Consider the following 21,695-nt stretch of genomic DNA (forward strand, 5'->3'; position numbering starts at 1 on the left):
TATCCCGAACTCTCACCTATTCATGCAAAGGAATTTTATGGAAGTTTATTTTTCAGGAACCATTGAACGGATTATTTTTGAAAATCCCAGTAATTTTTATCGCATCCTCCTCCTAGAAATCGAAGATACCGACGCAGAGGATTTTGATGATTTTGAAATCATTGTCACCGGCACCATGGCTGATGTGATTGAGGGCGAAGACTACACTTTTTGGGGGCAAATTGTCCAGCACTCCAAGTATGGGGAACAACTGCAAATCAGCCGTTATGAACGCGCAAAACCAACTAGTAAAGGGCTGGTTAAGTACTTCTCCAGTAGCCATTTCAAGGGAATTGGTCTCAAGACAGCTCAGAAAATCGTGGACACCTATGGCGACAATACCATTGACGAAATTCTGCAACACCCAGAAAAGCTAGAAGGCATCGCAGGTCTCTCTGCCAAAAATCGCGAGGCATTCGTCTCCACTCTCCGTCTCAACTATGGGACAGAAATGGTCTTGGCAAAACTAGCCAACTACGGCATCCCCAATAAACTAGCCTTTCAGATTCAAGACTTTTACAAGGAAGAAACCCTTGATGTGGTTGAAAATTATCCCTACCAACTGGTTGAAGATATCAAAGGATTGGGATTTACTATTGCAGACCAATTAGCGGAGGAACTAGGCATCGAAACTCAAGCTCCTGAACGCTTCCGTGCAGGACTAGTTCACAGTCTTTTTCAGGCCTGTATGGAAACAGGGGACACCTATGTTGAAGCACGGGATTTGCTAGAACAAACCCTTACTCTCCTTGAATCTTCCCGCCCCGTGGAACTGGACCCCAGCCAAGTGGCCCAAGAGCTCTCCTACCTGATCGAAGAAGACAAGGTTCAGCAAATTGATACCAAAATTTTTGACAATAGTCTCTTTTTCGCTGAGGAAGGTATCCGCAGTCACTTGGTTCGTATCCTTGAAAAAGGAAAACATAAGAGCCAAGATTTAGAAACCATTCAAAAACATATCACTACTGTCGAGCAAGAACTAGGGATTGAGTATGATTGCATTCAAAAACAAGCTATCTGCGACGCTATCCAGAACAAGGTCTTTATCCTGACAGGTGGGCCCGGTACTGGTAAGACAACTGTTATCAATGGGATCATCGCTGTTTACGCCCTTTTAGAAGGACTTGACCTCAGGAAAAAAAGTAACCTGCCGATTCTTCTTGCCGCTCCAACCGGTCGAGCCGCTCGACGTATGAATGAATTGACAGGCTTGCCTAGCGCGACCATACACCGCCACTTAGGAATGACAGGCGACGATGATACCAGCCATTTGGAAGATTATCTGGATGCTGATTTTATCATCGTGGATGAATTCTCCATGGTGGATACTTGGCTGGCTAATCAACTCTTCTCCAACATCTCTTCTAACAGTAAAATCCTCATCGTGGGAGATAGCGATCAGCTACCGTCTGTCAGCCCTGGACAGGTTCTAGCTGACCTGCTTCATATTCCCTTGATTCCTCAGACTCGCTTGGAAAAAATTTACCGACAAAGCGAAGAATCAACCATCGTTACCCTAGCTAGTCAGATTCGACAGGGAATCTTGCCAGCTGATTTCACCCAGAAAAAAGCAGACCGTTCCTACTTTGAAATTGCTAGCGGCCATATTCCTGCTACCATTGAGAAAATCTTAGGCGCTGCCCTCAGAAGCGGCATCCCTGCACGTGATATCCAAGTTCTGGCTCCCATGTACCGAGGGACAGCAGGGATTGACGCCATCAACCAGCTCATGCAAGACCTCCTTAACCCACCACAAAAAGACCAACTTAGTTTTGAAGCTCCCCAGTGTCACTATCGTAAGGGCGACAAGGTCATTCACTTGGTCAATGATGCTGAAATCAATGTCTTTAATGGAGATTTGGGAGCCATCACAGACCTGATTCCCGGTAAATATACCGAGTCAAAACAGGACGAAATTGTGATTGATTTTGATGGCAACGAGGTCTCCTACCCACGTAACGAATGGTACAAGATTCGCCTGGCCTATGCCATGAGTATCCATAAGTCTCAGGGAAGTGAGTTCCCTGTTGTCATCCTACCGATTACCAGTGCTAGCAGGCGTATGCTGGAGAGAAACCTCATCTACACAGCCATTACACGCGCCAAAAGCAAGCTTATCTTACTAGGCGAATTACAGGCCTTCGACTATGCTACCCAGCACATCGGAACTGCCCGAAAAACCTATCTGATTGAACGATTCAGCGATTTAATTGAAAATGTTGAAGAAAATACACAAGCTGTTTCCGAAACAGTCACATCAAGTGCCCCTAAACAATCTTATATCCTAACCGAAGAAAACTGGGACAGCATCCCAGCCATGATTGGGATTACTGACGCAGATCTCAAAGAGATTTTTGGAAAATAGTGCACAAGAAAACCCACCAATTCAGGTGGGATTTTTGTTTATTAAGATTATTTAACTGTTGCTGTGCTTGTGATCAATTCAACAGCTTTTTTGATTGTGATATCGTGTTTCAACATATCAGCTGAAAGCAAGCTTTGTACTTGAGCAACTTCCATGTTGTAGTCTGCTGCCAATTGCTCGATTTCTTTTTGGATTTCTTCTTCTGAAGCGTCAAATCCTTCAGCTTTAGCAACTGCTTCAATAACAAGGTTAGTCTTAGTACGTGACTCAGCTTCTGCTTCGTATTGTTTGTGAAGGTCTTCTTGAGTAGTTCCAGTGATTTGGAAGTACATGTCAGGGTTGATGCCTTGACGTTGCAAGTTTCCAAGGAATTCATTTACTGAACGGTGAACTTCTTCGTGGATCATTTCCTCTGGAAGTTCTAAGATTTCAGCGTTTTCTACAGCTTTATCAATTGCTGCACCTTCAACTGCATCTTTGTATGCTTCTTCTTTAGCCGCAGCCAATTCCTTGCGGTATTTTTCTTTCAATTCAGCAAGTGTTTCAACTTCTTCGTCGATGTCTTTTGCAAGCTCATCGTCAAGAGCTGGAACTTCTTTAGCTTTTACTTCGTGGATAGTTGTCACGAATTTAGCTTCTTTACCTGCAAGGTCTTCTGCTTGGTAGTCTTCTGGGAATGTTACGATAACATCAACAGTTTCACCAGCTGAGTGACCTACCAATTGGTCTTCGAAACCAGGGATGAATTGACCTGAACCAAGTCCAAGTGAGAAGTTTTCACCTTTTCCACCGTCAAATTCAACACCGTCGATAGAACCAACGAAGTCGATAACAACAGTGTCGCCGTTTGCAGCAGCAGCTTCTTTGATAACCAATTCAGCCAAGTTGTTGCGTTCGCGTTCGATACGCTCTTCAACGTCAGCGTCAGTTACTTCTTTTTCTACATCAACTGATACTTCAAGGTTTTTGTAGTCACCCAATTTTACTTCAGGTTTTGTAACAACTTCAGCAGTGATAACCCAGTCTTGACCTTTTTCCATTGAAGTTACGTCAATTTTTGGTTGAGCAACCACTTCAAGGCCAGCTTCTTTTACAGCTGCTTCATAAGCATTTGGCAAAAGAGCGTTCATAACGTCTTGGTAAAGTGACTCTTCACCAAATTTTTTGTCGAAGATAGGGCGTGGAAGGTGACCTTTACGGAAACCTGGAACATTAAGAGATTTCTTCACTGAGTTGAAGACACGGTCCAATTCTGGTTTGATTTGGTCTTGAGAGATAGTGAAAGTCAAGACACCACGGTTTGTTTCTTTGTTTTCAAATGATACAGACATTCTGTCATTTCTCCTTAAAATTTTTTAAATACAGTCTATTATAACATAAACGAGCGACTTTTTTCAAGTAATGAATGCGCTTTTCAATCACGCTAGAGGTACTTACTCGCTTCTTTGATACTAAGTTCAACCATTTATCCAACATTATTTTATATAACTATTAAAACTCCTCATGCCCCACCAAATGGTGCTGAAAGGCATAGACCGCCGCCTGGGTGCGATCGCTAACCTCAAGTTTGGCAAGAATGTTGGACACGTGGGTCTTGACCGTCTTGAGAGAGATAAAAAGTTCATCTGCGATGCGCTGATTTTCGTAACCCTTAGCAATCAGTTGGAGAACATCTCGCTCACGCGCAGTCAAGTCCTCATGAAGTTCCATATGATTGCGGTGGTATTCGACCTTTTTGCTGACCTCTTGTTCAATAGCCAGCTCCCCATCAGCCACCTTACGAACTGCATGGAGCAGTTCGTCTGCACTAGAAGTCTTGAGCATATAACCTTTAGCACCTGCATTCAAAACTGGCATGATTTTTTCATTGTCCAAGTAAGAGGTGACAATCAAAATCTTGGCTTCAGGCCATTCTTTTAGGATGGTCAAGGTCGCATCAATCCCATTCATCTCAGGCATGACGATATCCATGACAATGACATCTGGACGCAGTTCCAAGGCCAAGTCAATACCTTGAAACCCGTTTGCCGCCTCACCCACAACTTCTACATCGTCTTGGAGATCAAAGTAGCTTTTCAAGCCCAATCGGACCATTTCATGGTCATCTACTAGTAAAATTCTCATCTTTACTCCTTTATCATTCCTTATCTAGCAAGGGAATACGGATATCAACTGCTAATCCTTGCTTGGGAGCTGTTAATAACTGAACCGTCCCTGCCATATCTTCGACCCGCTCCTTGATATTGCGGAGTCCATAACTCAAGTCGTCTAAACTCCCTAACTGGAAACCAATCCCATTGTCCACCACCTTCAGTTGCAATTCAAGATCCGTCTGATAGAGATAGACATCCAAACAAGAGGCCTGGGCATGGCGAAGGGTATTGCTAATCAACTCCTGCAAGATTCGGAAAATATGCTCCTCAATCTTCTTAGGTAATTTCGTTACATTTTGCTTAAGACTAACCTTGAGATCACTCTTGTCCTCAAGCTCTTTTAGAAGAATTTGAATCCCTTCTATCAAGCTCTTTTGTTCCAATTCAACTGGGCGCAAATGCAGGAGCAAGACCCGCAAATCCTTCTGAGCTGTTTCTAAAATGGCTGTGACACTTTGCAACTGGATCTGCATCTTTTCTCTATCCAGTTTCAAAGCCTGCTGACTGACACCTGACAAAATCATGTGAGCCGCAAACAACTCCTGACTGACTGTATCGTGCAAATCCCGAGCAATCCGCTTTCGTTCTTTCTCGATGATTTCCTCTTCCTGAGCAAGACTGTAATTCTCAGCCTTTTGAAGTGCTTCTGTTAAGAGGTTAAGTTTGCCTGACAAGGACTTGAAACTGGCATCTAAGTCTGGATCAGCAACCTGAACCACTTCTTTCCCTACCAACAAACGCTTGAGATTGGCCTGCATTTTTCTTAAAGAAAGCTCTTCGACACCTCGCCAAAACAGGGCTAAAAGACAGGTCATGGACATGCTGAATACCAACAACAAAAAGACAAATTTTTCTGTTTTTTCGACATCATGCAGGAAAATAGACCAATCAAAATCAAGGATTTCCAGCAAGCTGTGGGAGAGAAATAAGACAAAGAGGAAAGAGGTGATAGCAATCATTACATAAGCTTGTTTTTTCATCCTCTAACCACCTCCACATCGCCAATCATAGTGGTCAAGAGAATCTTGACGCTCTTGTTACTCTTGAAATAGTCTCTTGTTTCCTGATGATAGTGTTCATTGCGGAGAGCACGCTTGGGCTGATTGAAAAAAGTCAAATCCCCATAGAGACAGTTAACACTGAGACTGACTTCCACATCAACAGGCACAATGATTTTGGTCGTTCCCACCATCTTTCTAAGGATAATAACATTATCATGATTGGTTAGAATCACCCTCTCCAGATGAATGGTGTCTTTACCCATAAGACGAAAAAGATTGATATCATCAAATTGGCAAGTCTGGTAACTTGAAAAATGATGGAGATTTCCAAACCAACGATTTTTCTCCTTCTTAACCGTCACCACCTCTTCAAACACCAAATTGGTCTGCTCTTTTTCCTGGTTCATCATCGGATAAAGAAGAAAGAGGCTATAGATAACCGCAACAAAAATAGCTAGAATCACAAAAGGATTGAGCATGACGATGAAAAAGAAGAGAATGGTTGCCACCACCAAAAGGAGGTTATTTCCCTCTTTACCAGTGTAATAGCGAATCAAAAGTAAAAAGAGGAATAGAATCAGCAGAAAACGCGAAAAATGCTCTGAAACCATCAAAATCAGAGCTCCTGTCAAAAGACAGGCTTCGATAAATAAAAAGATTTTAAATTTTCTCATAGGTTGATCCTCTCCCTTCTATTTTATCACAATTCAAAAAAGTCACCTCGGTCTGAAGATGGAAAAAAGGCGGTGGTTACGCCTTTTTCATCTGATCATTTGCTTCTTTTAATTTTCCATAAAGGAGATAGTCTACGTTTTGCAGATTTGCTATGGTGGCACAGTTAAGAGCACACATGATTAAGCGTAAGTCTGCTTTCCAGCCTTGAACAATGCCAATCACTTCTTCGACTGAATAGGTTTCAACCAATTCCAGAACTGTTCGTGACAGTCCCACAGCCTTGGCACCAAAGACCAAACACTTAATCATATCCAGCGGATTGCGAACGCCACCACTGACCAAGAGTTCGATCTTGTCTTTCCAGTCTTGGGCATTGAGAAGGGCCTGCATGGTGGACTGGCCCCATTGATTGAGATAATCACGCTGACCACTGCGACGGTTTTCGATATAGGCAAAGCTGGTCCCACCACGACCTGATAGGTCCACTGTACGAACACCTAGTTCATAGGCTCTTTCGATGGTCTTCACATCCATTCCAAATCCCACTTCCTTTAGGATAATGGGAACAGGAATTTGCTTGCTATAGTCTGCTAGATGCGATTGCCAGCTTCGAAACTTTCTTTCTCCCTCAGGCATGAGCAATTCCTGCATAACATTGACATGCACTTGCAGGAGAAGAGGATTCATCGCTTCTACAGTCTGAAGTCCTAACTCAACAGGCTTGTCCAATCCAATATTGGTTCCAAGAAGGAGATTTGGATGATCACACTTGACAGAAAAAGTGTCGTCTGTTGGATCCTTAAGGGCTGCGCTATAAGAACCCGTCACAAATAAAATTCCACAGGTTTCTGCCACTTGAGCCAACTTTTGATTGATTTCTTTACCTTTTTCACTCCCACCTGTCATGGCATTGATATAAAAAGGAAAATCCCACTTTCGACCAGCAAACTCTGTCGACAGATCGATTTCATCCAGGTCGTAAAGAGGCAAGGAAGAATGAATCAACTCCACCTCATCAAAGCTATTATAAGAACTTTTCTGCTCAAGGGCATAGCGGATGTGCTCATCCTTACGATTTGTCGTCATGTCCTATCCTTTCTTGGTATAAGAGCTCAATCCCTAGATCGGCCCAACGATTTTTTAGGGTTTCAGTTGATTGCTCATCAAAACTCAAGGCAATGCCACAGTCACCACCACCAGCACCGCTACTCTTGGCAACAGCCTGCAAATCTTGACTGGCTTCTTTCAACTGTCTCAGCGAAGGCGTGTAAATATCTGCGTTCAAGCCTTCTAAAAGCTTGCTGGCCACTTCTACTTGCTCGATAATTTTTTCTGATTCCCCATGCTCCAAGGCCTCTACCAAAGAAACCACAGTTTCTTTTGAGGAACTTAAAAAATTCTGATTGATATTTTGCTTGATTTGCTGGACCATGTGACTCGATACAGCCACTTCCTTGGTCCATCCCACTAGGAAATCACATTCTAAAGTTGGTTTCACTTGTGAAATTGAAAATCCCCAATCACGTTCCAAAACTGTCGCCAACTTTTCTTCTTTTAGCCAAGCAGCTACCTGCTGGCGATCAAATGACTGGTAAAGAACCAATTCCTCTGCCACAATACAGGCAAGGTCTCCCATAGAGCCATTGTCTCCTCGCTTGAGCAAGACAGCACTAGCCAGTTTGAACAAGAGATTCTGATCAACTGAAACATCATACAGAGCCAGTAAAGCCTTGACAGTCAAGACAACGACGCTACCGCTAGAACCAAGTCCAAACTTTTTCCCTTCTCGTTCCATTTTTCCACGAATTTCTAGAGAAAAAGGTCGCAAGGTCTGCCCACGATAAACGAGGAAATCTTCCACTAAAGCAATTGTTTCTTGAATCAAGCTGTAGTCAGGATTTGGTGTCAAGTCCACTACGAAATCAAACAGATCTGAATAGATACGGTAGCTGTCGGAAAAGGTAATCTCAGCCTTCATATAGATGGGAATGGCCTTTATCAAGGCCAACTGCCCTGGCTCTAGAATAGCATATTCGCCTGCCCAATAGAGTTTTCCGCAAGTTTTAACAGCAATCATCTTGGCTCAAATCCTTTGTTTTTGACACAATTAAGCGATAACGTTGACTGAAGATTTCTGATAAATGCTCCAAGTCTTTCTCTTGACAGAGGACTTTGACATTGGGACCAGCATCCATAGTAAAGTAGCAGGCTTCCCCTTGCTCACGAAGCTGGCGAACAAAGTCCATGGCTTCATAAGAGGCGTCCGTCAGATAAGAAAAGGCTGGTGATGCTGTTTTGGTCGTAGCGTGCATAGCCAAGGCATTTTCCTCCGTTAATTCCCCAACCTTGGCAAAATCATTTTCTTTGAGGTAAACCAGCATATCCTGATAATCCTTCTCAGACTGACTCACCCAGTCATCAAAGGTCGTCGAGGTTTCCACACAAAGTTTCATCCCGTCACGGCTAGAGATTGGTTTTTTCTTATCTTCTAGCACCAACATAATCATAGCTAGTTTCAAGTCTGTCTCTACAGGGTAAATTTCTCCACTATCCTTGTCCCAGGCTCCTAGCGGTCCATAAAAACTCCGAGAAGAAGAGCCTGAAGCAAACTTAGCCTCCTGCGCTAACTGACTTCTATCCAATCCAAGCTTGAAATAAGCATTACAAGCCTTGACCAGGGCGGACAAACCACTAGAACTTGATGACAGACCCGCCGCGGTAGGCATATTGTTCTGAGTATCAATACGAACAAAGCCTTCACCTTCTGGACGATAGCGGTCAATAATCTTACTCATTTTGGCATGCTCTGCCTCATTTTGTAGCTGACCATTGATATAAAAGGCATCAGCTGTCGCATCCGTCGGTAGAGATGACAAGGTGGTCTCCGTATACATATTCTCCAAAGTCAGAGAGATACTACTAGTAGCAGGCACCATCTCCTTTTCTTTTTTCTTTCCCCAGTATTTGATAATAGCAATATTTGCGTAGGAACGTACTGTTACAGGCTCTCTATCCATGTCTGAACAGCTCCTTTCTCTTCTAATCTTTCTGCTAGTTCTTGAGCTTGTGTCAAATCGGCTGCTAAGGCTATGATACAGCCTCCCAGCCCACCACCGCTCATCTTGGAACCCAGAGCACCATGGTTAAGAGCTGTTTCAACCAGATGGTCTGCCTCAGGGCTACTAACACCAATTTCTTTTAGATGTAAATGCGCTTGACTGAGGATTTGCCCCAGTCCTTCAGCATCTTTTCGTGAAATCGCATCCTCTGCCTGCTGGGTCAATTCTCCCAAGGCATGCAAAAACGGCAGGGCATCCTTGCCCTTGTTTTGAACCACTTGGATGGCTTCACGAGTATGACCATAAACGCCCGTATCTGCAATGACCAAATAGGCGGATAGATTCATCTCAAGCTCTGTAAATCCAACGTTTTTAATAAAGCGAATAGGCTGGTCACTGAGACAGGTCTTAGCATCCAAACCACTTGGATTCATATGGGCAATCATCTCCGCCCGATTGACCAAGATTTCTAGTACATCATGAGGCAGTTCTGCCTGATAGTAGTCAAATACCGCACGAATGGCCGCTATGCTGATAGCCGCTGACGAACCCATTCCCCGCTTCTCAGGGATAGCCGAATCAATCTCACAACGAATGCAGGCTTCTTTTATATTCAAATACTCCAGCGAAGCATAAACTGCCATGGACAAGGTATCCTCTTCATAGAGTCGCCAAGGACTCGCTGCAGGAACTACCTTACAAGTCACCTCCACCTCCAAAAGAGGCAGGGAAATAGCAGGATAGCCGTAAACGACCGCATGCTCCCCTATTAAAATAATCTTACTATGTGCCTGACCGACACCAACTTTTTTTGTCATTTTTTCCTTTTGCTAGACGAAAAAGCCGTCTCATACTCAATGAAAATCAAAAAGCAAACTAGGAAACTAGCCGCAGGTTGCTCAAAACACTGTTTTGAGGTTGTAGATAAGACTGACGAAGTCAGTCACATATACGGTAAGGCAACGCTGACGTGGTTTGAATTTGATTTTCGAAGAGTATTATTTTTTCCTACAAGTATTTATTCTCTCCTATCTATTTTATTATATTTTCACAAAAAAAGCGATTGTTTCCTTCACAATCGCCTCTTTCATTATTGAACCCATTCGCCATTATAATTGACAGAATAGCCATCTACGGTCGTATTCACTGCCAAAGCACCTGAGTTGTAAGCATAGTACCATTTGCCATTGACCTGGAACCAGCCTATCTTCATATCTCCATTACTTGCATTTAGGTAGTACCAAGTTGAACCATCTTGATACCAACCAGTTGCCATAGCTCCTGATGAACGGAGATAGTACCACTTGTTACCAAGGTATTGCCAGCCCGTTTTCATATCACCATTTTCAGCATCTAGATAATACCAAGTCGAACCTTCTTGATACCAGCCAGTTGCCATAGCTCCTGATGAACGGAGGTAGTACCACTTATTGCCAAGTTGTTTCCAACCAGTTTGCATAATGCCAGTTTCTGGGTCTAGGTAATACCACGGAGCAGGTTTGCTTCTATCAATGCCAAAAGTAACATGGAAATCTTGAGTCCAACCCTTAGCAACTTCACCAATTGGTAGTGGATTGTAAGAATCATCGCCAGAAATTCCTAGCTTATTTAAATAATACCAATTGCCGTCTTCATAAGTCCAACCTGTCTTTACAGCATAATTATTATCAAAATAATAAGTTCTCTTTTCAGCAGATGGAGCATATTGTTCACCGTATACTTTTCCTGTATTTTCAGACGTTTTTGCCTCTAGTACTTGTTTATCTGTTTGTTCTAGCAAAGCACCATCTTGTCCAAAATAGTACCACTTCTCCTGAAGGCCAATTTCTAAGACTGGACGATTATTAAATAAATTATCACGATAACCTGTTCCATGAATTTCTACGTATTGCCATCCAACTACCATTTCTCCTTTATCACCAAAATAGTAAGTTTTACCGTCTATTTTATGCCAATAGATTGCTTTATGTTCATCTTTTACATAATATTTTCTATTATCCTTATCAACAAATTGGCCACCTGTGGTATCCGCAAATACAGTATTTGTAGCTAGCAAACCAAAGAAAAATGTTGCTAGTGCGACTTGCATCATTTTTTTCAAAAGCTTCATTTGTATCTCCTCCAAGATTAAATCCACTCACCAGATGAAGCAAAGTTATAGACTTTACCATCGATAGTTTGGCTACCTGTAACCATTGCTCCAGAGGAATTGAGATAATACCAGTTTCCTCCTACTTTTGTCCAGCCTGTCTTCATATCTCCATTACCTGCATTTAGGTAGTACCAAGTTGAACCATCTTGATACCAACCAGTTGCCATAGCTCCTGATGAACGGAGATAGTACCACTTGTTGCCAAGGTATTGCCAGCCAGTTTTCATATCACCATTTACTTGGTCTAGGTAATACCAAGTTGAGCTTTCCTGATACCAGCCAGTTGCCATTGCTCCTGATGAACGAAGGTAGTACCACTTGTTGCCAAGGTATTTCCAACCAGTTTGCATTGCAGCAGTTGTTGGATCTAGATAGTACCAAGTTGAGTTATCATTGGTCCAACCACGTGCTAGCTCCCCAACAGTCAATCTATTGATACGAGAATCAAAGCCGCCATCCTTCAGTAAATAATACCAGTGCCCCTCATCATAAACCCAACCAGTTTTTAAGGTGTGATAACTACGTTGATCTTCAAAATAATAGACTCGTTTCTCTGCTGGACTATCATATTGTTCCCCATGATGTTTATTGGTATTTGTAGCAGTTTTTGCTTCTAAAACTTGCTTGCCAACAAATTCTTGAAGAACCCCATCTTGACCAAAGTAAAACCAATCTGGTCTAAAAGCAATATCTTGCCTTAGAGAAGAACCAATCGTAACCCCTTCGTGTGGAGCAGGTATATATTGCCAGCCGACAACCATCTCTCCAGATAAAGAATCAAAATAATAGTACTTACCATCAATCACTCGCCAGTAGGTTTCTTTGAGTTCCCCCTTCTTGTAGTAGGTTCTACCATTTTCTTGGACAAATTGCCAACCTTCTGAATCAGCATCATCCGCCAATACTGCACTTGTTGCTAGCAAACCGAAGAAAAAGACTGCTAATGCGATTTGCATCAATTTTTTTATTATTTTCATTAAATCTATCCTCCATAACTGATTATAGCAAAGACCAAACTGCATGTCAATATATAGAAAAATCCTCAAAAAAGCAGTTACAAAACTGCAACTGCTTTTCTATTCTTGCATGGTGTAACCAACACCACGAACGGTTTTAATGTAGCTTTTTTGACCTTTTACATCAAGCTTGCTACGTAGATAACGGATATAGACATCCACGATATTTGTTTCGGTCGCACTTTCATACTTCCAGACACTTTCCAACAACTGCTCACGAGTCAGAACTTTCTTGCTTCCCATAAGAGTAGCCAAGAGGTCATACTCACGACGAGTCAAAGCAATCATCTCCTCGCCACGATAAACTGTATGATGTTCTACATCCATACGCAGATTGCGGTAAGACGTTGGAACCTTCATCTGACTACAGTGTTGGTCGATAAAGTCCCGACCTCGGAAAATCGCTGAAATACGAGCTACCAAATTATCAATAATAACCGGCTTATAGATGTAAGAAACGGCAAAGCGTTGGATTGTCTCAATCTGATCTTGCAATTCTTCACGATGGTCCAAGACCATGATGACTGAGGCTGGCTTAGTCCGACTTAGCTTGTCTGCAAAATCCTGGGCCGTCATATCCCCCAGATGAGCATTCAATAAAATCAAGTCATAGTCTGTCTGAAGAGCCATGGAGAGGGCTTTTTGCCCCTCCTCAACCTGATCAACTCGGTATTGCTCTTTTTGGAGTTCCAAACTTAAAAAATGAGCTAGATTTCTTTCTTTCTCAAGTAATAAAATCCGTTTCCCCATGGCAGACCTACTTATTTTTCGTCATACCAAGAGTAGTGGAATGTTCCTTCTTTGTCTTTACGTTGGTAAGTGTGGGCACCAAAGTAGTCACGTTGCGCTTGGATCAAGTTAGCTGGAAGGTCAGCTGAACGGTAGCTATCAAAGTAAGTAATAGCTGCTGAGAAAGTTGGCACTGGCACACCAGCTTGAACAGCAAGAGCTACGATATCACGCACTGCTTGTTGGTACTTAGCAGTAACATCCAAGAAGTACTCATCCAAAAGAAGGTTAGCAAGGTCTGCATCACGGTTGTAAGCATCTGTAATCTTTTGCAAGAAACGAGAACGGATGATACAGCCATCACGCCAGATAGATGCGATATCTGCAAATGGCAAGTTCCAGTTGTTTTCTTTAGATGCTACACGCAATTGAGCAAAACCTTGTGCGTATGAAATGATTTTTGAGAAGTAAAGGGCTTGACGGATTTTTTCAATCAACTCAGCCTTGTCTCCTTCAAACTTGAAGGCAGCTGGTTTTGGAAGAACCTTGCTAGCATGTACACGTTCCTCTTTGTAAGTTGAAATGTAACGTGCAAATACTGACTCAGTGATGAGTGACAATGGTACACCAAGGTCAAGTGATGATTGGCTAGTCCATTTACCAGTACCCTTGTTACCTGCGGCATCAAGGATGTAGTCTACGATTGGTCCATCTTGGCCTTCATCGTCTTTACGACTCAAGATATCAGCTGTGATTTCGATCAAGTAGCTGTCCAATTCACCCTTGTTCCACTCAGTAAAGATTTCAGCCATATCTTCTGCAGAAAGGCCTAGCAAGTGTTGCATCAAGTCATAGCTTTCTGCGATCAATTGCATGTCACCATACTCGATACCGTTGTGGACCATTTTCACATAGTGACCAGCTCCATCAGGACCGATGTAAGTCACACATGGTTTGCCATCTTCTGGTGCTTTAGCTGAGATTTCTTCAAGAACATCCGCAACCAATTCGTAGGCCTCTTTTTGTCCACCAGGCATGATAGAAGGACCTTCAAGGGCACCTTTTTCACCACCAGAAACCCCAGTACCGATAAAGTTGATACCTGAGTTTGCCAATTCTTCATTACGACGGATGGTATCTTTGTAGAAAGTGTTTCCTCCGTCGATCAAGATATCACCCTTGTCAAGGTGCGGAAGAAGGGCTTGGATAGTAGCATCTGTACCAGGTCCAGCTTGAACCATGAGCATGATACGACGAGGTTTTTCGATTGAGTTTACAAAACTTTCAACGTCATAGCTTGGTACAAAGTTCTTTTCAGGATGGCAAGCAATTACATCTTCAGTTTTTTCTTTACTACGGTTGTAAATAGCAACTGTGTAACCACGAGATTCAATATTAAGGGCAAGGTTACGACCCATTACGGCCATACCTACGACACCAAAGTTAGCTTTTGTCATTTGACACTCCTCTTGTTTAATTTGTTTTATTTTATCATTTTTACTTTTGAAAAGAAAGAATTTTGTAACGACTACTTAGTAGTCCAAAGCATCCGCATGTCCAGAACCATTTCCAACAAAGTATCCTGTCTTACAGTTAAGGGTAAAGAGATAGGTTCCATCTGGCTTGTAGAGGTTGTAATAACCATTGCCATTAACGATATTAACACGTTCAAGGATATATTGGTTACCAGTGATATAACCACGTGAGCGTGAAGTCGCTAGGATTTTTTCCAAGACACCATCCGCGAAATCCCAGGCAGAATTATTGCTATCATCAACAGCTGATTGATTGAACGGCACACGACTCGAAGCTCTCTGGAGGTCAACTCCAGAACTTGATAAACCACCATGGCTATCATCACGTGCAGAAACTGAATTGTTTGATGAGACGCTTGAAGATGGACTTGTGTTGTCTGTAGCCCTCTCTGTTGATGAACTTGAACTTTCTTGACTTGAGCTTGAACTTGAAGGAGCTGTTTGTTGACTCTTACCTAGACTGATAGCCTTATCTAGCACTTTATCAATCTCCGTATTTCCAGTTTTAATATCTGTAAATTTAGCATCTGATTTAGCTTTAGCGTTAGTGTCCAAAACTCCATCTACAATAGCTGGCTTATCAAATTGAGCATTGACATCTTGAATGGCCTTGATTTGAGTTGCTAGACTATCATACTTAGATTTTGCAAGCGTATATTCACGACTACCTTCTAGCTTATCAAGCAAGGTTTTAAGTTGACTCAGTTTATCAAACTGGCTATTTTTTAAAGCCGTTTTGTTGCTATCTGTATAGAAGGCATCATATAAATTATTGAATTCTTCCACATCTGACTGCGTGTTTGTAGTTGATTGAGAAGTTTGGATTTCCTTGGTCGAACGAGCCACTTGACGATAAACATAATAACCAGTTCCAAGGATAAGAACCACTAAGGCTGCTAGAATACCGTAAAGCGCCCATTTCTTCTTACTTTTTCCATCTTCACTATCTGTGACTCGATAAAGTGTTGGAATATCTTCAGTCTCAGAGGCTTCAACAAGAGGAGTTTCTGAAACTCGTGTTAATTCTAAATCATCAAACTGACTCAATTCATCTTCTGAAGCTGGAGAAGTTACTCCTGTTTCCTCACGAAGCTCTTGAAGTAAATTATCCAGAGTCTGAGTCTCCTCTATCTCTTCTATCCCTTCTTTTTCAACTAAATCATCCTTGCTAAACTGACGCGTTTCAAACTTATCTGCCTCAATTTCATCTTTATGTTGTTTCACATACTTGTCCAAGATAGAATCTCCAGGCAATACACCTGCTTCCACCTCTTCATTTTTTAGCATGGCTTCTCCAACCGTTAGCTCTTTGGCATCATCAAAATCAAATTGCGCTTCTTGATGTTCTGTTATATGACGATCATGTCTTTTCTTACTCATGAGTTTTCCTTCCTACTTTACTTCCTGACGTTTAACACGCTGACCGAAATATTGATACAAATCAACTTTTAAAGTTCCATTGTACAACTTGCGCTTCTTGTCCGCCTGACTGCCGTACTTGGTCTCAAAGGCTTCATCACTAGTTAGGATAAATTTGCTCCACGTTTTCAGCGGTGCAAATACTTGCCCCATCTCAGCATAGAGTTTGGTAACTCCTGCATCATCTGACAAGCGTTCCCCATAAGGTGGGTTAGAGATAATCACTCCATTGATTTTATCGGAACGCAAATCCTGCACGCGCATCTGCTTAAAGGTAATATCTCCTGCAACCCCTGCTGCCTGAGCATTGGCCTTAGCAATTTCCACCATACGTGCATCGATATCACAGCCCATGATATCTAGCTCAAGCTCACGATCCACTTTCTTAGCCGCTTCTGTACGCGCTTCTTGAATCAAACGATCACTAATCCAGTTCCACTCCTCAAAGGCAAAGGAGCGACGAAGACCAGGAGCCATCTTTCTAGCAATCATAACTGCCTCGATACAGAAAGTTCCTGAACCACAGGTCGGATCAATCAAGGGCTTGTCTGGATACCAGTTAGAGAGTTGCAAAATAGCTGCTGCCATGTTTTCCTTGATAGGAGCACCACCTTTTTCAGTACGATAACCACGTTTAAAGAGGCTAGACCCAGTCGTATCAATCATGACAGTTGCGACATCTTTCAGAATAGAAACCTCAATCTTAAACTCTGGGCCATTCTCCATCAGAGGAACACCTTCTGGGCGGGCGTAGTGTTTTTGCAACTTTTTAACAACGGCCTTCTTTGAAATAGCCTGAACACTGGGTTCATTGTGTAGCTTAGATTTCACACATTTGGCTTTCGAAATCGGAAAACGAGCCCCAAGCGGTAAATAATTTTCCCAATCTAGAGCGAAAACTCCCTGAAACAGCTCCTCAAAAGTCTTAGCTGGGAACGTTCCTACGATAATCTTGATACGGTCTGCCGCTCGAAGCCAGAGGTTGGTTTCGATGATGGCTTTCGCATCTCCTTGAAAACGAACACGTCCGTTTTCAACTTGACAATCGTAGCCCAACTCTCGCACTTCACGTCCCACAACAGCCTCAAGACCCGCTGCAGCAGTAGCGATTAAATTAAATTCTTTTTTCATTTTCAGTCTTATAAGACCTTTCTATATGTCCACTTTAAAAAATGAGGTTGAGAAAGTTTTCTCAGCCCCAACCTATATGCAATTTTCTATAAGCCATGTTTTGTTCCAGAAGTGACTAGGACCACTTCCTTCGATAATCATCTGTCTACCGCTAACAGCCTACAGCTGAAAGTAGTCAGAGTACTACGTTCGTTTCCGTGTACTCCATGCCCCGACCAAAATTTGGGTTGCTAGCTTGAGGGGTTTACCGCGTTCCACTCTCTCTGTTTCCAGAAAGACTCCGTCACTGTGGCACTTTCAAGCCTACTCCGACCTATCCAATGACTTAGCCATTTCGACTGCCGTAACGATTTCTCGTCCCTAGGCTTATGGTTTCGCCTAGCACAAACACTACAGGCATCACAGCCTGTGCTAGCATGGACTTTCCTCATGAAAAGAAATTCTCCTCACGCGATTATCCAAAAATTGCACTTTTCAAATAAGCTCTTATAAATCAGAGTTATCCAAAATTTGTTTACCAAATACTTCTTTCTCAAGACGATTTAGACGTTTTAAAATATCAAAATTCGTCATAGAAGTTGTTGTTGTCATTTCAAGTGGTTCTGCTTGAACCGGTGTAGATTCAGGTTTGCGAGACAATTCTTCCTTCAACTCTGCAACTTCTTGACGGAGAGACTTGACTAAGGCAGCATAAGTTTCATAGTCCTTGATGACATCGTCCAAAAATTCATCAACTTCAACCTTACTGTACCCACGGACTTCACGTCCAAACTCTTGCTCGAAAATATCTTTCGCTGAAAAAATAATACTTGCCATCTCTCTCTCCATTCTCGATTTCTAATAGTATTATTATATAAAAAAAGGCAAACAAAAATCAAGGTCAAAGCCTTACTTTTCATAAAAATTTTCTGCTAGCTCATTTAAGTCTTCAAACGTTAACCTTTTTATGCGATAACCTTCCTGATTTTTCATCAAATTGTCTATAAATTTTAATTTGGTCTCATTTTCTGAATCATAGAAAAAATAAGCTAAATCAGTGTTTTCCAGTAAAAATCGTTGGTAATCTCGTAATTGCCCCATATGTTCATATTTAGGATAGGCATATTTGACAAAATCGACCTGCTTAAATTGGCTAAGTTTAAGCTGATTAGCTTCATTCCAATTTTCTCCGTGTGTTTCAAAATCAAAAATGGTCGCTAGGCTGAAATCATATTCTTCTTTCATTTCATTTGCGACATCAAGCACCCAAGATTCAAATCCCAAGTTCCCTGTAAAGACCAGCCACTCAATCCCTTCTTCTACTAAACTTTCTAAATCACGGCGAATGGCTTTCTTTATAATTTTTAACCTGATATCTTTTTCATTAAACAAACCCAAGTCAAAATTAGAATATCCCATAATTAAAGCTGTAGTCATTTTTACACCTTTCTTTCTATTTTTATGGTATAATAGAGTGATGTTATTGTACCAATAAGGAGAAATATGGTCAACTATCCTCATAAAATTTCATCAAAAAAAAGCCAGACATCCATTTCTCAACCAAAAAATTTCGCAAATCGAGGAATGACTTTTGAAAAGATGATCAACGCTACAAACGACTACTATCTGACGCATGGTATGGCAGTTATCCATAAAAAGCCAACACCTGTTCAAATCGTTCGAGTAGACTATCCTCAACGAAGTCGAGCAAAGATTGTCGAAGCCTACTTTAGACAAGCTTCAACTACAGACTATTCGGGTGTTTATGATGGATACTACATCGACTTTGAAGTTAAGGAAACTAGGCAGAAACATGCGATTCCGATGAAGAATTTTCACCTTCACCAGATTCAACACATGGAACAAGTCCTTGCCCAGAAAGGAATTTGCTTTGTACTCCTGCACTTTTCTTCTCAGCAAGAAACTTATTTATTGCCGGCTATTGACTTGATTCGTTTCTATCATCAAGATAAGGGACAAAAGTCAATGCCACTTGGATATATTCAAGAATATGGATATTTGATTGAGCAAGGCGCCTTTCCTCAAATTCCCTATCTCGACATTATCAAAGAACATTTACTAGGTGGTAAAACAAGATGAACAAACAAACTATCCTGCGAATAGCTAAGTATGTAAGTATCGGCTTCTTAACTGTATTTATCGCAGCTGTTGTCCTAGGCGGAGGGCTTTTTCTCTATTATGTTAGCAAGGCTCCGTCTCTGTCCGAAAGTAAACTAGTCGCGACAACCTCAAGTAAGATATACGATAGCAAAGACGAACTGATTGCCGATCTTGGAGCAGAACGTCGTGTCAATGCGCAATCAAATGAAATTCCAACGGAATTAGTTAATGCTATTACTTCTATTGAGGACCATCGTTTCTTTAATCACCGTGGAGTTGATACTATTCGTATTCTTGGGGCAGCATTGAGAAATCTCCGAGGTGGAGGGGGACTCCAAGGAGCTTCAACCTTGACTCAGCAATTGATTAAGTTGACTTATTTCTCTACTTCAACTGCCGATCAAACCTTGTCACGTAAAGCTCAGGAAGCTTGGCTAGCTGTTCAACTAGAACAAAAAGCAACCAAGCAAGAAATCCTGACCTACTACATCAACAAAGTCTACATGTCTAACGGTAACTACGGAATGCAAACTGCAGCCCAAAATTACTATGGAAAAGACTTGAAGGATTTAAGCTTGCCACAGTTAGCACTCCTAGCCGGAATGCCTCAAGCACCAAACCAATATGATCCTTATTCTCATCCAGAAGCTGCTCTAGAGCGTCGGAACTTGGTACTTTCGGAAATGAAAGGGCAGAAATACATCAGTGCAGAAGAGTATGAAAAAGCTATTAATACCCCTGTTACCGATGGTCTACAAAGCCTGAAATCCGGTAACAGCTATCCTGCATACATGGACAACTACCTTAAAGAAGTAATCGACCAAGTTGAACAAGAAACTGGTTACAACCTTCTTACTACAGGTATGGATGTCTATACAAATGTGGACAAAGATGTCCAACAACGACTCTGGGATGTTTATAACACCGACCAATATGTCACTTATCCTGATGATGACATGCAAGTAGCTTCGACTATTGTAGATGTATCTAATGGTAACGTTATTGCACAACTTGGTGCTCGTCATCAAGCAAGTAATGTTTCATTCGGCACCAACCAGGCTGTGGAGACCAATCGTGACTGGGGATCAACAATGAAACCCATCACTGATTATGCTCCTGCTTTGGAATTTGATATCTATGACTCAACTGCTACCATTGTACGCGATATCCCGTATAATTATCCTGGAACAAATACCCCTGTCTACAACTGGGATAGAGGATACTTCGGTAATATCACCCTGCAATATGCACTACAGCAATCTCGCAATGTTCCTGCTGTAGAAACACTCAACAAAGTTGGATTAAATCGTGCAAAAACCTTCTTAAATGGTTTAGGAATTGACTATCCAGATATGCATTATTCTAACGCCATATCAAGTAACACAACTGAATCTAATAAGCAATACGGCGCAAGTAGCGAAAAAATGGCTGTTGCTTATGCTGCATTTGCCAATGGTGGTATCTATCACAAACCGATGTACATTAATAAAGTTGTCTTTAGTGATGGTAGCCAAAAAGAATTTTCTGACCCTGGTACCCGAGCTATGAAAGAGACCACTGCTTACATGATGACAGAAATGATGAAAACAGTCTTGACCTCTGGAATTGGTTTTAATGCCTATATTTCATGGCTTCCTCAAGCTGGTAAGACAGGTACCTCTAACTATTCAGATGAAGAAATCGAAAATCATATTAAGACCAGTCAACTTGTTGCTCCAGATGAAATGTTTGCTGGGTATACTCGCAAATATTCTATGGCCGTATGGACAGGTTACTCAAATCGTCTTACTCCAGTCATCGGCAGTGGGTTCACAGTTGCTTCTTCAGTCTATCGTTCAATGATGACTTACCTATCAGAAGATGACCACCCAGGAGATTGGACTATGCCTGAGGGCTTATATAGGAGTGGAGAATATGTCTTTAAGAATGGAGCTCGTCCTACATGGACTGCTCCTGCTACTCAACAAAGTTCTACACCTGCTCCTGCGAACCAGACTCCAGAGACTTCAACCTCTCAGTCAAGTGTAACGACACCAAACACAAATCCAAATTCAAATACAGTTACTCCCAATGCTGGAACCAATGAGAATACGGCGACACAACAACCAAGTACCAATCAAGGGCAGCCTAACCAAAATCCTCAACCAGCGCAACAATAAATTACTAACCACCCAAAAATTGGGTGGTTTTTCAATCTGTTCTTTGCTCAATCAATAATTAGATAATAAAAACCTGAGAAGGTCAATTGTACTTCTCAGGTTTTTTGTTCTATACACTCCACTGGTTTAGAATACTGTTAAGAGAGAGTTTAATTGTCATAC

General features: G+C 41.9%; 19 protein-coding genes and 1 other RNA gene. 3 read left to right on the forward strand and 17 right to left on the reverse strand.

The window, feature by feature from the left end:
• The first annotated feature begins 37 nt into the window (after positions 1 to 37).
• A complete protein-coding gene (locus O3616_RS00225; protein ID WP_371637769.1) occupies positions 38 to 2,404 on the forward strand; it encodes an ATP-dependent RecD-like DNA helicase in 2,367 nt (788 codons plus the stop codon).
• Between the two features lie 47 nt (positions 2,405 to 2,451).
• Here O3616_RS00225 and tig read toward each other — a convergent pair whose 3' ends face one another.
• From tig to O3616_RS00310, 17 genes are all read right to left on the reverse strand, one after another.
• Complete coding sequence (gene tig / locus O3616_RS00230) at positions 2,452 to 3,735, reverse strand: trigger factor (RefSeq protein ID WP_371637770.1); 1,284 nt, start codon at positions 3,733 to 3,735, stop codon at positions 2,452 to 2,454.
• Positions 3,736 to 3,895: 160 nt separating this feature from the next.
• Entirely contained in the window at positions 3,896 to 4,528 is a 633-nt protein-coding gene (locus tag O3616_RS00235) for a response regulator transcription factor (RefSeq protein WP_084950851.1), read from the reverse strand.
• A gap of 13 nt (positions 4,529 to 4,541) precedes the next feature.
• Positions 4,542 to 5,537 carry a sensor histidine kinase gene (locus tag O3616_RS00240; protein ID WP_371637771.1) on the reverse strand — a complete coding sequence of 332 codons (996 nt, stop codon included), beginning with the start codon at positions 5,535 to 5,537 and terminating at the stop codon, positions 4,542 to 4,544.
• The gene (gene liaF, locus O3616_RS00245; protein WP_371637773.1) at positions 5,534 to 6,232 is read right to left on the reverse strand and encodes a cell wall-active antibiotics response protein LiaF; all 699 of its coding nucleotides are present in this window, start codon (positions 6,230 to 6,232) and stop codon (positions 5,534 to 5,536) included. The genes O3616_RS00240 and liaF overlap by 4 nt, the downstream gene beginning before the upstream one ends.
• Before the next feature lie 76 nt (positions 6,233 to 6,308).
• Entirely contained in the window at positions 6,309 to 7,319 is a 1,011-nt protein-coding gene (fni, locus tag O3616_RS00250) for a type 2 isopentenyl-diphosphate Delta-isomerase (protein ID WP_371637774.1), read from the reverse strand.
• The gene (locus O3616_RS00255) at positions 7,303 to 8,310 is read right to left on the reverse strand and encodes a phosphomevalonate kinase (RefSeq protein ID WP_371637775.1); all 1,008 of its coding nucleotides are present in this window, start codon (positions 8,308 to 8,310) and stop codon (positions 7,303 to 7,305) included. Before O3616_RS00255 ends, fni begins: the two co-directional genes overlap by 17 nt.
• On the reverse strand, positions 8,297 to 9,250 hold the full coding sequence (mvaD, locus tag O3616_RS00260; protein WP_371637776.1) for a diphosphomevalonate decarboxylase: 954 nt from the start codon (positions 9,248 to 9,250) through the stop codon (positions 8,297 to 8,299). Before mvaD ends, O3616_RS00255 begins: the two co-directional genes overlap by 14 nt.
• Positions 9,232 to 10,110 (reverse strand): mevalonate kinase, encoded by an 879-nt coding sequence (mvk, locus tag O3616_RS00265; RefSeq protein WP_371637777.1) that lies wholly within the window; start codon positions 10,108 to 10,110, stop codon positions 9,232 to 9,234. The genes mvaD and mvk overlap by 19 nt, the downstream gene beginning before the upstream one ends.
• A gap of 272 nt (positions 10,111 to 10,382) precedes the next feature.
• Positions 10,383 to 11,402: a choline-binding protein CbpC gene (gene cbpC, locus O3616_RS00270; RefSeq protein ID WP_049509736.1), complete on the reverse strand. Its 1,020-nt coding sequence runs from the start codon at positions 11,400 to 11,402 to the stop codon at positions 10,383 to 10,385.
• A gap of 17 nt (positions 11,403 to 11,419) precedes the next feature.
• Positions 11,420 to 12,421: a choline-binding protein CbpF gene (gene cbpF / locus O3616_RS00275; RefSeq protein WP_371637778.1), complete on the reverse strand. Its 1,002-nt coding sequence runs from the start codon at positions 12,419 to 12,421 to the stop codon at positions 11,420 to 11,422.
• A gap of 99 nt (positions 12,422 to 12,520) precedes the next feature.
• A complete protein-coding gene (locus O3616_RS00280) occupies positions 12,521 to 13,210 on the reverse strand; it encodes a response regulator transcription factor (RefSeq protein WP_050283620.1) in 690 nt (229 codons plus the stop codon).
• A gap of 11 nt (positions 13,211 to 13,221) precedes the next feature.
• Positions 13,222 to 14,646 carry an NADP-dependent phosphogluconate dehydrogenase gene (gndA, locus tag O3616_RS00285; RefSeq protein WP_000158778.1) on the reverse strand — a complete coding sequence of 475 codons (1,425 nt, stop codon included), beginning with the start codon at positions 14,644 to 14,646 and terminating at the stop codon, positions 13,222 to 13,224.
• 75 nt (positions 14,647 to 14,721) lie between these two features.
• Positions 14,722 to 16,104: a cell division site-positioning protein MapZ family protein gene (locus tag O3616_RS00290; protein ID WP_371637779.1), complete on the reverse strand. Its 1,383-nt coding sequence runs from the start codon at positions 16,102 to 16,104 to the stop codon at positions 14,722 to 14,724.
• Positions 16,105 to 16,116: 12 nt separating this feature from the next.
• A complete protein-coding gene (locus tag O3616_RS00295) occupies positions 16,117 to 17,274 on the reverse strand; it encodes a class I SAM-dependent RNA methyltransferase (protein ID WP_371637780.1) in 1,158 nt (385 codons plus the stop codon).
• An 84-nt stretch (positions 17,275 to 17,358) separates the two neighbouring features.
• An RNA gene (gene rnpB / locus O3616_RS00300) (RNase P RNA component class B) lies at positions 17,359 to 17,740 on the reverse strand.
• A gap of 20 nt (positions 17,741 to 17,760) precedes the next feature.
• On the reverse strand, positions 17,761 to 18,090 hold the full coding sequence (gpsB, locus tag O3616_RS00305) for a cell division regulator GpsB (protein WP_371637781.1): 330 nt from the start codon (positions 18,088 to 18,090) through the stop codon (positions 17,761 to 17,763).
• 72 nt (positions 18,091 to 18,162) lie between these two features.
• On the reverse strand, positions 18,163 to 18,690 hold the full coding sequence (locus O3616_RS00310) for a DUF1273 domain-containing protein (protein ID WP_371637783.1): 528 nt from the start codon (positions 18,688 to 18,690) through the stop codon (positions 18,163 to 18,165).
• 66 nt (positions 18,691 to 18,756) lie between these two features.
• Here O3616_RS00310 and recU point away from each other — a divergent pair, with 66 nt between their 5' ends.
• Both recU and pbp1a read left to right on the forward strand, forming a co-directional pair.
• On the forward strand, positions 18,757 to 19,353 hold the full coding sequence (gene recU / locus O3616_RS00315; RefSeq protein ID WP_371637784.1) for a Holliday junction resolvase RecU: 597 nt from the start codon (positions 18,757 to 18,759) through the stop codon (positions 19,351 to 19,353).
• On the forward strand, positions 19,350 to 21,533 hold the full coding sequence (pbp1a, locus tag O3616_RS00320; protein WP_371637786.1) for a penicillin-binding protein PBP1A: 2,184 nt from the start codon (positions 19,350 to 19,352) through the stop codon (positions 21,531 to 21,533). Before recU ends, pbp1a begins: the two co-directional genes overlap by 4 nt.
• Positions 21,534 to 21,695 lie beyond the last annotated feature (162 nt).

Source organism: Streptococcus sp. 27098_8_86, from assembly GCF_041432595.1.
Classification (GTDB): domain Bacteria; phylum Bacillota; class Bacilli; order Lactobacillales; family Streptococcaceae; genus Streptococcus; species Streptococcus pneumoniae_F.

Bases quoted from the DNA above. Each gene is read 5' to 3' on its own strand.
- O3616_RS00225 (WP_371637769.1), top strand. From the start codon at position 38: ATGGAAGTTTATTTTTCAGGAACCATTGAACGGATTATTTTTGAAAAT.
- tig (WP_371637770.1), bottom strand. From the start codon at position 3,735: ATGTCTGTATCATTTGAAAACAAAGAAACAAACCGTGGTGTCTTGACT.
- O3616_RS00235 (WP_084950851.1), bottom strand. From the start codon at position 4,528: ATGAGAATTTTACTAGTAGATGACCATGAAATGGTCCGATTGGGCTTG.
- O3616_RS00240 (WP_371637771.1), bottom strand. From the start codon at position 5,537: ATGAAAAAACAAGCTTATGTAATGATTGCTATCACCTCTTTCCTCTTT.
- liaF (WP_371637773.1), bottom strand. From the start codon at position 6,232: ATGAGAAAATTTAAAATCTTTTTATTTATCGAAGCCTGTCTTTTGACA.
- fni (WP_371637774.1), bottom strand. From the start codon at position 7,319: ATGACGACAAATCGTAAGGATGAGCACATCCGCTATGCCCTTGAGCAG.
- O3616_RS00255 (WP_371637775.1), bottom strand. From the start codon at position 8,310: ATGATTGCTGTTAAAACTTGCGGAAAACTCTATTGGGCAGGCGAATAT.
- mvaD (WP_371637776.1), bottom strand. From the start codon at position 9,250: ATGGATAGAGAGCCTGTAACAGTACGTTCCTACGCAAATATTGCTATT.
- mvk (WP_371637777.1), bottom strand. From the start codon at position 10,110: ATGACAAAAAAAGTTGGTGTCGGTCAGGCACATAGTAAGATTATTTTA.
- cbpC (WP_049509736.1), bottom strand. From the start codon at position 11,402: ATGAAGCTTTTGAAAAAAATGATGCAAGTCGCACTAGCAACATTTTTC.
- cbpF (WP_371637778.1), bottom strand. From the start codon at position 12,421: ATGAAAATAATAAAAAAATTGATGCAAATCGCATTAGCAGTCTTTTTC.
- O3616_RS00280 (WP_050283620.1), bottom strand. From the start codon at position 13,210: ATGGGGAAACGGATTTTATTACTTGAGAAAGAAAGAAATCTAGCTCAT.
- gndA (WP_000158778.1), bottom strand. From the start codon at position 14,646: ATGACAAAAGCTAACTTTGGTGTCGTAGGTATGGCCGTAATGGGTCGT.
- O3616_RS00290 (WP_371637779.1), bottom strand. From the start codon at position 16,104: ATGAGTAAGAAAAGACATGATCGTCATATAACAGAACATCAAGAAGCG.
- O3616_RS00295 (WP_371637780.1), bottom strand. From the start codon at position 17,274: ATGAAAAAAGAATTTAATTTAATCGCTACTGCTGCAGCGGGTCTTGAG.
- gpsB (WP_371637781.1), bottom strand. From the start codon at position 18,090: ATGGCAAGTATTATTTTTTCAGCGAAAGATATTTTCGAGCAAGAGTTT.
- O3616_RS00310 (WP_371637783.1), bottom strand. From the start codon at position 18,690: ATGACTACAGCTTTAATTATGGGATATTCTAATTTTGACTTGGGTTTG.
- recU (WP_371637784.1), top strand. From the start codon at position 18,757: ATGGTCAACTATCCTCATAAAATTTCATCAAAAAAAAGCCAGACATCC.
- pbp1a (WP_371637786.1), top strand. From the start codon at position 19,350: ATGAACAAACAAACTATCCTGCGAATAGCTAAGTATGTAAGTATCGGC.